This window comes from Oceanicaulis sp. HTCC2633, assembly GCF_000152745.1.
Lineage (GTDB): Bacteria > Pseudomonadota > Alphaproteobacteria > Caulobacterales > Maricaulaceae > Oceanicaulis.
In genome coordinates, this window is sequence record NZ_CH672428.1 from 3,035,992 (window position 1) to 3,048,218 (window position 12,227).

Sequence of the window (12,227 nt, forward strand, 5' to 3'; positions counted from 1 at the left end):
CCACAAAGCGGTCTTCATCCAGATGTCAAAAAGCGCCCCATGATCGGTTACATCGCCCGCCGTATTCTCGTTGCGATCCCCACCCTGCTGGTGATCATCACGCTGGCGTTCTTCATGATGCGCTTTGCGCCCGGCGGGCCGTTCGATCTTGAGCGTCCCATGCCGGAACAGACGCGTCAGAACCTGCTGGCGAGCTATGGAATGGACCAGCCGGTCGCCAAGCAATATCTCGATTATCTGGTCGATCTGGCGCAGTTCGATCTGGGCCCGTCGCTGAAATTCCGCGACAAGACCGTCGCCCAGATCATCTCCGAAGGCTTTCCGGTTTCCGCCACCGTGGGGCTTCTGTCCATGGCGCTGGCGGTGATTGTGGGCACCGCGCTCGGATCCATAGCCGCGCTCAGGCAAAACACGGCTGCAGATTACGGGGTGGTCGGCTTCGCCACAGTGGGCATCGTTATCCCGCCCTTTGTGGTGGGACCCATTCTGGCGCTGGTCATCGGCATCTATCTGGGCTGGCTGCCCTCGGGCGGTCTCGATCCAAGGCATGGCATGACGCTGGAGCGCCTGATCCTGCCGGTGGTGACCCTGGCCCTGCCGCAGATCGCCATCATCTCGCGCCTGATGCGGGCGAGCATGATCGAGGTGATCCGCTCCAACTTCATCCGCACCGCGCGCGCCAAGGGTCTGAGCCCGTTCGCCGTGATCACACGTCACGCCCTGCGCGCCGCGATCCTGCCGCTGGTGAGCTATCTGGGTCCGGCGACCGCTGCGCTGCTGACCGGCTCCATCGTCATCGAACAGGTCTTCTCCCTGCCGGGCGTCGGGCGACAGTTCGTCTTCGCCGCGCTGCAGCGCGACTATACCGTGGTGATGGGGGTCGTGATCCTCTACGCCAGCCTGATCATCCTTCTCAATCTGATTGCGGACCTGCTGTATGCGGTGCTCAATCCCAAAGTGAAGTTCGACTGATGGTTCTGACCTCCACGCCGCAAGAAAAAGCCGAGCTGATGGAACAGAGCGCCGTCAAGGGCCGCTCGCTCTGGGATGACGCGCGCACGCGCCTGCTGCGCAACAAGGCGGCGGTGGCCAGCCTGATCCTGCTGGGCGTTCTCGTCCTTCTGGCGCTGGTCGGCCCGCTGATTTGGGTGCACGACAGCACCTTCATCTATCGCGACAAGGTGCAGATCGCCCCGACCCTGACGGACCTGCACATCTTCGGCACGGACGCCCAGGGGCGCGACCTGTTCGCCCGCGTGCTCGTGGGCTTGCGCATGTCCCTGATGGTGGGCGTGGTGGCGACCTTCGTATCGCTGCTGATCGGGGTGACCTGGGGCGCGATCGCCGGCTTTGTCGGGGGCAAGCTCGACCAGCTGATGATGCGCGTGGTCGACATTCTGTATTCGCTGCCCTTCATCTTCTTCGTCATCATCCTGATGGTGGTGTTCGGGCGGAACATCATCCTCATCTTCGTCGCCATCGGGGCGGTGGAATGGCTGACCATGGCGCGGATCGTGCGCGGTCAGACCATTGCGCTCAAGAGCATGGAATTCGTCGAGGCGGCCCATGCCGCCGGCGTGTCCCAGGGCGCCATCATCCGCCGCCATATCGTGCCCAACGTGCTGGGACCGGTGGTGGTCTATGTGACGCTGACCATTCCGGTGGTGATCCTGGCGGAAAGCTTCCTGAGCTTCCTGGGCCTTGGCGTGCAGGAGCCGCTGACCTCGCTGGGCAATCTGATCTCGAACGGCGCGCGCGATATGGAAATCGCGCCCTGGACGCTGATCTTCCCCGCCCTGACCATGATGCTGACGCTGTTCTGCTTCAACTTCATCGGCGACGGTCTGCGCGACGCCATCGATCCCAAGGATCGATAGACCGCCCGGACAGACCCGGACATGCAAAAGCGGCGCTGGATCAGCGCCGCTTTTTTCTTGCGCCCCGTCCGGCTAGCGGATGCGTTCGGCGCGGAACCGGCGGCGGGTATTGCTGCTCAGGCTCATGAAATGGGCGCCCATCAGCCCGCTTTCGATCTCGGCGGTCAGACCATTGCGCACATCGCGGTCGGAAATCGTCGGCAGGCGGGTGGAATCGGTCTGGGCCCAGACCTGGCCGTTGGCGAGCGTGACGCGCAGCTTGCCGCGCACCCGCTCCACCGTCTCGACCGGCAGGCCGGTCAGGGCTTCCAGAGACCCTTCCGCGTTATAGGTGGCGATGCTGCCATCCTCGAAGGTCTCGCTGTCCGCCGCGGCGACCCGTTCGGCGTCCGACCCGCGCAGGAAAGCGCCCAGGCGCCCCATGCTGGGCAGGTTCAGACCAAAGCCCTCGCGCTCCACCTGCCGCAGCGCCTGGCGCTCGACCACCACCACCCGGCCGGCCTCGGTCGCCTGCGCCAGCGCGTCGAGCTGTTCGTCCTGACAGGCGAGCCGGGCCGCGTCATCGCCGATCGCGCGGCAGGCGAGCAGGCTGTTGAGGGTGTCGGAATCGGTGCGAACATCCTGCGCCAGGGCCGGAAAACCTGCGCCCAGCAGGACAAAAGCGGCGGCCAGCGGTCTCAGATGCATGTCTCGTGTCCGATTTTCACTTGAATTCTCACCCATTTCCCTAGGAAATTAAGAAGGCGTCAACCATAGCGCTTACATCACCCGGTGAATTGACTGGGCAAGGCAGCTAGGTTCAGCATCATCTCGACGCGATGATGCTATGGAACGCGGTCAATTGCACGCAGAAGCGAAAACAGATCTCTGGGGAGCCTGATCATAATGACCATCACTCGTAAGCTGAGCCTACTTCTGGCGGCAGGCGCATCCGCGCTCGCTCTCACCGCATGCGGAGGAGGCGGCGACAATGCTGACAGTGATCTGGTCGTGCTGCACCGGGGCAATGTGGCCGAACCGCTGACGCTCGACCCGCACAAGGCGTCGGGCACCTGGGAAAACAATATCATCGGCGACATGTTCATCGGCCTGTTTACCGAGAACGCCGCCGCCGAGCCGGTTCCGGGCATGGCGACCGACTGGGACGTCACCGAGGACGGGTTGAGCTGGACCTTCACCCTGCGCGACGCGGTGTGGAGCGATGGCGAGCCGGTCACGGCGTCTGACTTCGAATACGCCTTCCGCCGCATTCTCGACCCGGCGACCCTCGCGAACTACGCCTCGCTTCTGTACCCGATCCGCAATGCGCGTCTGGTCAATTCCGGCGAACTGCCGCCTGAAGAGCTGGGCGTCACCGCCATTGACGACCACACCCTGCGCATCGACCTGGAATTTCCGGCGCCCTATCTGCCGGGCCTTCTGACCCACTACACCACCTTCCCCGTGCCCCAGCACGTGGTGGAGCAGTATGGCGACGCCTGGGTCCAGCCGCAGAACATCGTCACCAATGGTCCCTACAAGCTGGTGAACTGGCGCGCGAACGACTTCGTGTATGTCGAGCGCAACCCGCTGTTCTGGGACAACGCCAATGTCTGCGTGGACGAGGTGTTCTACTATCCGACCGTGGACAATCCCGCCGCCGAGCGCCGCGTGCGCAATGGCGAGCTGGACCTGAACACCGAGTTCGCCGGCCAGAATCTCGAATTCCTGCAGCGTGAAATCCCGGACTATGTCCGCGTGCACCCCTATCTCGGCATCGTCTATTTTGCGTTCAACACCACCGAGCCGCCCTTCGACGATCCGCGCGTGCGCAATGCGCTGTCAATGGCGGTCGATCGCGACTTCATCGCCACCGACATCCTGCGCGCCGGCCAGATTCCGGCCTATTCCTTCGTGCCGCCGGGCGTGAACGGCTATCCGGGCGATGCGCGGGTGACCTGGGAGGAGATCCCGGTGGAAGAACGCCGCGAGATGGCGCGCGAGCTGCTGACCGAAGCGGGGTACGGCCCGAACAATCCGCTGCGCTTTGAATATTCCCACCGCACGACGGGCGACAATCCGCGCGTGGCGCCGGTGGTCCAGCAGGACTGGTCGCTGATCGCCGATTGGGTGCAGCCTGAAATCGTCGGCATCGAGACCCAGATCCACTACGCCAATCTGCGAGCCGGGGACTACACCCTGGGCGATGGCGGCTGGATCGGCGATTACAATGACGCCTACAACTTCCTGTTCCTGGGCGAGACGGATTCGGTGCCGATGAACTATGCGCGCTGGTCCAACCCCGAATATGACGCGCTGGTCGAGCAGGCCAACCGGACGCTGGACGCCGAGGAACGCGGCGACCTGCTGTCGGACGCCGAGCAGATCCTGCTCGACGAGAGCCCGTACATGCCGATCGTCTATTACGTGAACAAGGCGCTGGTGAACCCGAATGTCACGGGGTGGGAAGACAATCTGACCCACATTCACCGCACCCGTTATCTGTGCAAGGCTGACGCAGGCTAGACCGCGTCAGGGCTGGGGGGCGTGTGAGCGACAATTTTGACCCTTCGGCGCAAGTCGTCGCCGACCACGCCATCGCCATGGGAGTTGCGGCCGGCCGCGGATCCGCGCGTCGCCGCCCCTCCCGCCCGGCCGTCCTGCGCGCGGACACTCCCGAGGGGGTGTGCGCCAATTGCGAGACCAGGCTGGAAGGCCCGGTCTGCCATATGTGCGGCCAGGTCGACGATGAATACCACCGTCCGGTCCGCGGCCTGTTCTCGGAAATCATCGAAGGGCTCTTCGCTCTGGACGGTCGCGTCGCCCGGACGATCCCGGCCTTGCTGCTGTTTCCGGGTCGCGTGACGCGGTCCTTCCTGAAGGGCCGGCGCATGCGCTACATGCCGCCCTTCCGGGTCTACATCATCGCCTCGCTGATCTTCTTCCTGCTCGTCCCGCTGAATTCGGGCTTCGATCAGGCGGCCAGCGACATGCGCGAAGGCTGGAACAACGCCGAGACCGGGCAGGAAGCGGCCGCCCGTGGCATGAATGAAGCGCGCGCCGCGATCGACGATCAGGTGGCGGCGGGCACAATGTCTGAAGAAGACGCCGAGCGTGCGCTGGCCACCTTCAACACGCTGGGCATGATGGGTGTGCGGCTCGGGGAAGAGGGGGAAGGCGCCGAGATCACCCATCTGACGCCCTATGGCCCCAAAATCCCCGGCGGGGCCGAGCGGCTCGACCCCCTTGAGAAGACGGCTGAAGCCGGATTCGCGCCTCCCGTCCCCGATCCGCTCGCCCTCAGCTTCGAGGACAAGCTCGCCCTGACGGAAAACCCGCCTCCCGAGGCGGGAGACATTGTCGTGACAGGGGCAGAGCCCATGACGGGCGAGGGGGGCGATGAGGGCAGCGGTCCGCTCGACCTGTCAGTGAACGGAGAGCGGATCGAACGCTTCTTCGCGCCGGAGGATTTCGGCGAGCCGGCGCCGCAGACGGTCTGGCCCCTGGAATTGCGCCGGTATCTGGGACAGCGCTTCGCCCATGTGGCCAACGATCCGGGAGACTGGCTGGAATCCGCGGTCGACTGGGTGCCGCGGGTCATGTTCGTGATGGTGCCGGTCTATGCGCTGCTGCTGGGCCTGGTCTATGCTTGGCGGCGCGGCTTCTATCTCTATGATCACATGATCGTATCGCTGCATTTTCATGCCGCGTTGTTCCTGTCCATGGCGATCCTGAGCAAGGCGAGTCTGCTGATCGGCGCGGGTTGGGCCACCTTCGCGATGATCTGCTATTCCAACGCCTATCTCTACAAGCTGCATCGCGTGGTCTATGAGCGCGGCCGCTTCCAGTCCGTCGTGCGCACGATCGTCCTGACCATGATGTACGGCTTCGTGCTCATGCTGGGCCTGTTCGCCGTCTTCCTGCTGGGCGCGATCCTGGGCTAGCGGGGCGCCTCCTGCGGCGCGGTCAGGCTGGCTTCTTCAGCCTCCAGGCGAGACTGGGCGCGCAACAGCGCCTGAGCTTGCGGGCTCCGGATCAGCCGGTTCAGCGCGGCGGCGCTTTCCACCCCCTCGACGCTGACGCCCAGAAGGGCCTGCAGGGCCTCCAGCCCGTCGGGCCGGGCCGGGTATCGCTTCAGGCGCACCGGCTGGTTTGCGCTCAGACCGGCCAGCTCCTGGGCGCTTGCGAGCGCAGCGTCGAACCCGCCAATCTCGTCGACCAGGCCCAGCTCCAGCGCCTGACGACCGGTCCAGACCCGGCCCCGGGCAAGGGTCTGGATGCGCGCCAGCGGCAGGTCCCGCCCTTCAGCCGCCCTGCGGGTGAAGTCCTCATAGACATCCTCGGCCAGCGCGCGATAGCCGGCCTCCTGGGCTTCGCTCCAGGGCTGGGAGACGGACTGGGCGAGGGCGTATTCGCCGCCCACATGCAGCGGCTCGAGATTGAGGCCGACCCGGCCCAGCGCTTCGTCAATCACGAACTTGCCGCCAAACATGCCGATCGACCCGGTCAGGGTGGAGGCGTTGGCGATGATCCGGTCAGCGGGCGCGGCGATGTAATACCCGCCCGACGCCGCCATCGCGCCCATCGAGGCGATCACGGGCGTGCCGGACTGGCGGGCGCGCATGACGGCGTCCCAGATCTGGTCAGAGGCGATGGGTGAGCCGCCGGGCGAATCGATCCGCAGGATGATGGCGGCCACGTCCGGGGCCCGGGCGGCGGCGTCGAGGGCGTCCGCGAGAGTGTCCCCGCCCACGCTGACAGCGCCGAACCCGGCCTCGGACGCGCCGGTGACAATGTCGCCCTGGGCTTCGATGAGGGCGATGACCGGCGCCTGCGGCGCGGCGGGCGGGGTCATCTGGCGGTGATAGACTGCAATCTCGACGAGGGAGGATCCGGACCCGGCCCGGTCGAGCACGCTCTGGCGGGCCTCGGCGGCATGTCCAAGCCGGTCGATCAGACCCAGATCCAGCGCCTCTTCCGCGGAATAGGGGCCCGCCTCGAGGCGGCTGCGCAGGGTTTCAACCTCCAGACCGCGCGCCGGGGCGATGGTTTCAAGCGCGACCTCATAGATCGAGCCCAGCCAGCTCAGCGTGGCTTCGCGATGGGCGTCGGTATACCCGTCCCGGGTCAGCGTATCGGCGGCGTTCTTGTATTCATGCAGCTGGATCATCTGTGGCTCCACGCCGAACTGCTCGAAAAGGCCGCCCAGAAACAGGGTTTCGACCGCCAGGCCGACCGCCGTGAAGCTGGCGGTGTCCTGCATCCAGATCTCGTCGGCCCCGCCCACGGCCAGATAGGGCAGGACAGAGCCGCCCTCGAACCCCTGGGCATGCGCGATCACCGGCTTGCCGGCGTCCGACAGCGCCGCCAGAAGGGCGCTGATCTCCTCCGCCTGGGCGGCGGGCAGGCTCAGCGTGTTGGCGCGCACGAAGACGGCGGACACGCGCGAATCCGTCCGGGCGTGCTCCAGCGCCCGGGACAGCTCCACCATGGAAAGCGGTTCAGCGAAGGCGAAGGGAGATGCGGAGGGCTGGTCGAGCCGCGGCGTCCTGAGATCAATAGTCAGGACCATATTGCGGCCCGGCGAGGTCAGGGCGGCGTCGCCGGCGTCTTCAAGCGCGGCGCCGATCAGTCCGCCGATCAGGAAAATCAGGAAAGTGATGCAGATCAGCGCGCCGGCGATCACGCCGACAATGGACCCGAAGACTGTAAGCCAGAACTGTTTCATGCCCGCCATGCAGGCCTGACCTGCATGCCCCCCCCTTAGAACCTTGCCTGAACCTTAACGAAGCGTGAGTCGCGGGTCGACAGGGGCGGCGCCGGGGCGGGGCGGTTGCCGGGCCAGTGTGGCCCGCAGGCGACTCAGACGGTCAGGACAAACAAAAACGCGCCTTCCGAAGGAGGGCGCGCATGTCCTGTAAACAGGGCGGGAAATAGATGGTCGGAGTAGCAGGATTTGAACCTGCGACCCCTGCCTCCCGAAGACAGTGCTCTACCAGGCTGAGCTATACTCCGAACCGAGGCCGGGCTTATAGACCGAAGCCCCGGAAAAAGGCAATGATATCTTCGCAGCTGGAATGCAGCTGATGAAAGTGCAGCAGAGCCGTTGCATCCTGCCGCGGGCCGGGATAAATACCGCGGCCCGTGACCAAGCGGTCACCCGGTTGGGGCGTCGCCAAGTGGTAAGGCAGCGGTTTTTGGTACCGCCATTCCCAGGTTCGAATCCTGGCGCCCCAGCCAACCTTTTTCCTTGCTCCGTATGAGAATATTACGCCGCGTCGCGGTCGGATTCGCGTTGCCATTGGGCCACGCGAGGGCTCGGAACGTCACTCTTTCAGGCAATTGCAGTTAATGTCGCGGGCGATTTTCAAGCGCGCTCGAAACCGCGCCCGGAATTTGCGGGTGCGTCAAATCGCCTTTGATTCACAGGCGATTTCTGACGATCCGGTAATATGGAACATCGTCGTAAAACCATGATGGACCCTCGCTAGAAGCTTAAGCGGCGCCCGTTGGGGACAGGGGGCTTCGTGTTTGAGCGGTTGATTGGCGAACTCAGCCGGTGCTAGCGTTCAACCAAACTATTGAGACGGCGGACCACGCCGCGTTATCTGATGAGGGCGACGTCCCATGACGTCGGTCTCGTTTACTGTTTATTGGTCCCTGAGGTTCAGGGATCATCGCGCGGTGCGCCGCGGTATTTGTGTTTTGGGGGGCCGATGCCGTCGCGGAGACGATCGGCGCACCGATTAAGCGAGGGAAACGGAGCGCGCAGTCATTGTGATCGCGCCGGCTACTGTGAGGCAAAATATGTCCATGACGTTCAAAGGAATCCGCACGACGCTTGCGGCGAGCGCCGCCGCGCTCGTTGTTGCGGGCGCTGCGCATGCGCAGCTCGACCGAGCGCTTGAAGTGGCGCGTCAGTCCACTCAGGACGGCGCTCGCGCTCAGGAGCAGATCAACACGCTGGCGGACGCCGCCGACAACGCGGAACGCGAATATCTTGCGGTTCGTGAGCAGATCGAATCCCAGCGCGTGTTCATCGCGCAGCAGAACGTGTTCCTGCGCTCGCAGGAAAACGAGCTCGCCGGTCTGCAAAGCCAGCTCGAGCGCGTGGGCAACATCGAGGTCGACCTGGCCCCGATGATGCTCCAGATGTTCAACGAGCTGGAAGACTTCATCGCGTCGGACCTGCCGTTCCGTCTCGACCAGCGCACCCAGCGTCTGGACAACATTCGCGAAGTTCTGGGCGAGGCCAACGTGTCTCCGGCCGAGAAGTATCGCCTGCTGCTGAACGCTTTCGAGATTGAATCCGCCTATGGCCGTTCACTGAACGCCTATTCGGAAGAAGTGCTCGTCGACGGCGTGCCGCAGGAAGCCAACATCCTGCAGATCGGCCGTGTGGCCATGATCCGTCAGGTTGGCGACGATCTCGCCATCATGACCCACGACAACCAGACCTGGCGTCCGGTTCCGTCCTCCATGGCGTCCAACGTTCAGCGCGCCTTCCGGATCGCGAACGAAGTGACCACCCCGGAAGTCTTCGAGGCCCCGCTGCCGGGCCCGACGGCGCAATAGTTTGAGACGGGAGATCCTTACGATGAAACGCATTCTTACCTCGATTGCGGCCGTCTCGCTGATCGCCGGTGCGGCGTCGGCTCCGGCCTTCGCACAAGCCGACCGCGAACCGGTCTCTTCCATTTCCCAACTGCTCGAGCGCGTCCGTGAAGACAGCCGCGACGCGCAGGCGGAGAACCAGCGTCGCCTGCAGGAGTTCCGCTCCGAGCGCGACCGTCAGGCCGCCCTGCTTAGCCAGGCCCGCAACGAACTGGCGTCCCTCGAGGCCCAGTCCGCGCGTCTGCAGGAGCAGTTCGACGCCAACGACCAGCAGATCGCCGAGCTCGACGCTCAGCTGCGTGAAGCCCAGGGCGCCTTCGGCGAACTGTTCGGCGCCGCCCGTCAGGCGGCCGGCGAATTCGGCTCCACCATCGAAGCGTCCCTGGTGTCCGCTCAGTATCCGGGCCGCGCCGAGCCGCTGCAGGATCTGGCGCAGAGCCGCACCCTGCCGGAACGCTACGAGCTGGACTCCATCTGGCAGACCGTTCTCAACGAGATGCGCGGCCAGGCTGAAGTCACCACCTTCAACACCCGCGTGCTGGGCCTGAACGAAGGTCAGCCGGTGGCCGTGACCCGCGTGGGTCCGTTCATCGCCATGGCTGATGACGGCGGCCCGGTCTACGTGCAGTGGACCTCCGACGAGAACAACGCTGCGGCGGGTTATCGTCTGGCCAACCTGGAGCGTCAGCCCCCGGCCCGTCTGCTGAGCGCGGCGTCCAACCTGATCAATGCCGAGCCGGGCGAAATCGTCTCCGGTCCGGTCGACCCGTCCCGTGGCGCGCTGCTGCGCATCTATCGTGACGTGCCGAGCCTGTCCGAGCGCTTCGAGCAAGGCGGCATCGTCGCCAAGATCATCGCCGTCCTGCTGATCTTCTCCGCCGTGTTCGGTCTGTTCCGTCTGGTGAGCCTGCTGCTGACCAACTCGGCGATCAACGCCCAGAAGCGTCGTTCGACCGCGTCGAACTCCAACCCGCTGGGCCGCATCATGCTGGCGTATGAAGAGGTCAAGGACCGTCCGACCGAAACCATCGAGCTGAAGATCGACGAAGCCATCCTTCGCGAGACTCCGAAGCTCGAATTCGGCCTGAACTTCATCAAGCTGGCGGCCGCCGTGGCTCCGCTGCTCGGCCTGCTCGGCACCGTGACCGGCATGATCCGGACCTTCACCCAGATCACCCTCTTCGGCACCGGCGATCCCCGCATCATGGCGGGCGGCATCTCCGAGGCCCTGGTGACCACGGTGTCCGGTCTGATCGCGGCGATCCCGCTCCTGTTCATCCACTCGTTCGCCGCCAGCTTCGCTCGTGGCGCACAGCAGACCCTGGAAGAACAAGCTGCTGGCATCATCGCCCGTCACGCCGAAGAGAAATCCGCAGGTTAAGGAAACAGACCTATGGATATTTCAGGCGCCCTCACAGGTCTCCAGGAGTTCCTGGAACGCGGTGGTCCGATCCTGACCTGGATCATGGCCCTGACCTTCGTGATGTGGGCGTTTATCCTGGAACGTCTGGCGTATTTCGGTTTCGCTCATAAGGGCGCAGCCGATCGGGCAAGACAGGAATGGGGCGCGCGCAGCGATCACCATTCCTGGCACGCCCACGCCATCCGGGATCAGCTCATTAGCGAAGTTAAGGCCAAGGCCGACCAGAATGTGGAACTGATCAAGACGCTTGTCGCGGTCGCTCCCCTCTTTGGTCTGCTGGGCACAGTGACCGGGATGGTCTCGGTGTTCGACGTCATGTCGATCTCCGGCTCATCCGATGCTCGCGCCATGTCGGCAGGGGTGGCTCGCGCCACCATCCCGACCATGGCGGGCATGGTCGCTTCCTTGTCCGGACTGCTTTTCTCCAACCAGATCGAGCGCATGGCCAAACAGAAGGTCCATGAACTCGCAGACGAGCTGGAGGTGGACTAGGCCATGCGTAGACGTTCAAAACGCGGAAACGATCAGGCCGACATCGACATGACGCCGATGTTGGACATCGTCTTCATCCTACTCATCTTCTTCATCGTCACCGCCACATTCCTGCAGGAGCAGGGCGTCGACATGCGCCCGCCGCCTCCTTCGGATACGCCGCCTTCTGAAAGCAATCCTGTGATCCTGGTCCAGGTGAACGACCGCAATCAGGTCTTCGTCAACCAGGAACCCACCAGTGAATTGCGGGTTCTGGCGGCTGTGTCCCGGATTCGGGCTGAACAGCCTGACTCCGCAGTGCTGATCGAAGTCGCTGACGAAGCTCGTCACGGCACGATCGTGCTGATCTGGGATGAGATGAAGGCGAACAGCATTCCCGTTTCAATCACTCGCGCCGAAGGCGGCGAGGGATAACGGATCGGGAGAGGAGACAAGCTATGGCTCGCCGACAAAGCCGCGTGCTGGGAGATGATGAAGAGGTCCAGCTGGACATGACGCCGATGCTCGACGTCGTGTTCATCCTGCTCATCTTCTTCATCGTGACAGCCGTGTTCGTTAAAGAGCCGGGGATCGAAGTCGAACGTCCTGAAACCCAACTTCAGGAACGCGAGAAGCCGACCCTGCTCGTGGCCGTATCGGCCAATGACGAAATCTACGTGGATGGGGACGTTTACGAGCTCGCGCAGCTTCGTAACGTGTTCGAACAGCTCCGGGAGGAGAACCCCCGCGCCGAAGCCATGATCCAGGGTGATCTTGGCGCGCCGGCCGGTACGGTTCTCGATATCCAGGAACTGCTCATGGACATGGATATCCCCGTCAAAATCTCAACCGAGGAAGGATAG

Annotated in this window: 11 protein-coding genes and 2 tRNA genes; 10 read left to right on the forward strand and 3 right to left on the reverse strand. The window is 64.1% G+C overall.

Annotated elements, in window-relative coordinates:
- The first annotated feature begins 39 nt into the window (after positions 1-39).
- Both OA2633_RS14335 and OA2633_RS14340 read left to right on the forward strand, forming a co-directional pair.
- Entirely contained in the window at positions 40-972 is a 933-nt protein-coding gene (locus OA2633_RS14335) for an ABC transporter permease subunit (protein WP_009803301.1), read from the forward strand.
- Positions 972-1,877, forward strand: coding sequence for an ABC transporter permease subunit (locus OA2633_RS14340; protein ID WP_009803302.1), 906 nt, complete (start codon positions 972-974; stop codon positions 1,875-1,877). The genes OA2633_RS14335 and OA2633_RS14340 overlap by 1 nt, the downstream gene beginning before the upstream one ends.
- Positions 1,878-1,949: 72 nt before the next feature.
- Here OA2633_RS14340 and OA2633_RS15625 read toward each other — a convergent pair whose 3' ends face one another.
- Positions 1,950-2,564: a hypothetical protein gene (locus tag OA2633_RS15625; RefSeq protein ID WP_009803303.1), complete on the reverse strand. Its 615-nt coding sequence runs from the start codon at positions 2,562-2,564 to the stop codon at positions 1,950-1,952.
- A gap of 198 nt (positions 2,565-2,762) precedes the next feature.
- On the opposite strand from OA2633_RS15625, the gene OA2633_RS14350 reads away from it, so the two are divergent.
- Both OA2633_RS14350 and OA2633_RS14355 read left to right on the forward strand, forming a co-directional pair.
- Complete coding sequence (locus OA2633_RS14350) at positions 2,763-4,382, forward strand: peptide ABC transporter substrate-binding protein (protein ID WP_009803304.1); 1,620 nt, start codon at positions 2,763-2,765, stop codon at positions 4,380-4,382.
- Between the two features lie 23 nt (positions 4,383-4,405).
- The gene (locus OA2633_RS14355; protein WP_009803305.1) at positions 4,406-5,800 is read left to right on the forward strand and encodes a DUF3667 domain-containing protein; all 1,395 of its coding nucleotides are present in this window, start codon (positions 4,406-4,408) and stop codon (positions 5,798-5,800) included.
- Here OA2633_RS14355 and OA2633_RS14360 read toward each other — a convergent pair.
- Together OA2633_RS14360 and OA2633_RS14365 are read right to left on the reverse strand one after the other, a co-directional pair.
- Positions 5,797-7,584 carry a S49 family peptidase gene (locus tag OA2633_RS14360; protein ID WP_040613761.1) on the reverse strand — a complete coding sequence of 596 codons (1,788 nt, stop codon included), beginning with the start codon at positions 7,582-7,584 and terminating at the stop codon, positions 5,797-5,799. The two genes, OA2633_RS14355 and OA2633_RS14360, sit on opposite strands and share 4 nt — an antisense overlap.
- A 210-nt stretch (positions 7,585-7,794) precedes the next feature.
- Positions 7,795-7,871 (reverse strand) — tRNA-Pro (locus tag OA2633_RS14365).
- A gap of 150 nt (positions 7,872-8,021) precedes the next feature.
- On the opposite strand from OA2633_RS14365, the gene OA2633_RS14370 reads away from it, so the two are divergent.
- The 6 genes from OA2633_RS14370 to OA2633_RS14395 all read left to right on the forward strand — a co-directional run bounded on the left by OA2633_RS14370 (position 8,022) and on the right by OA2633_RS14395 (position 12,227).
- Positions 8,022-8,096: transfer RNA gene (locus OA2633_RS14370), tRNA-Gln, on the forward strand.
- A 573-nt stretch (positions 8,097-8,669) separates the two neighbouring features.
- On the forward strand, positions 8,670-9,431 hold the full coding sequence (locus OA2633_RS14375) for a DUF3450 domain-containing protein (protein WP_241760717.1): 762 nt from the start codon (positions 8,670-8,672) through the stop codon (positions 9,429-9,431).
- Positions 9,432-9,453: 22 nt separating this feature from the next.
- The gene (locus tag OA2633_RS14380) at positions 9,454-10,851 is read left to right on the forward strand and encodes a MotA/TolQ/ExbB proton channel family protein (protein ID WP_009803308.1); all 1,398 of its coding nucleotides are present in this window, start codon (positions 9,454-9,456) and stop codon (positions 10,849-10,851) included.
- Between the two features lie 12 nt (positions 10,852-10,863).
- Entirely contained in the window at positions 10,864-11,385 is a 522-nt protein-coding gene (locus OA2633_RS14385; RefSeq protein WP_009803309.1) for a MotA/TolQ/ExbB proton channel family protein, read from the forward strand.
- 3 nt (positions 11,386-11,388) lie between these two features.
- Positions 11,389-11,799, forward strand: coding sequence for a biopolymer transporter ExbD (locus tag OA2633_RS14390; protein ID WP_009803310.1), 411 nt, complete (start codon positions 11,389-11,391; stop codon positions 11,797-11,799).
- A gap of 23 nt (positions 11,800-11,822) precedes the next feature.
- Positions 11,823-12,227, forward strand: a complete 405-nt coding sequence (locus tag OA2633_RS14395) for a biopolymer transporter ExbD (RefSeq protein WP_009803311.1) — start codon at positions 11,823-11,825, stop codon at positions 12,225-12,227.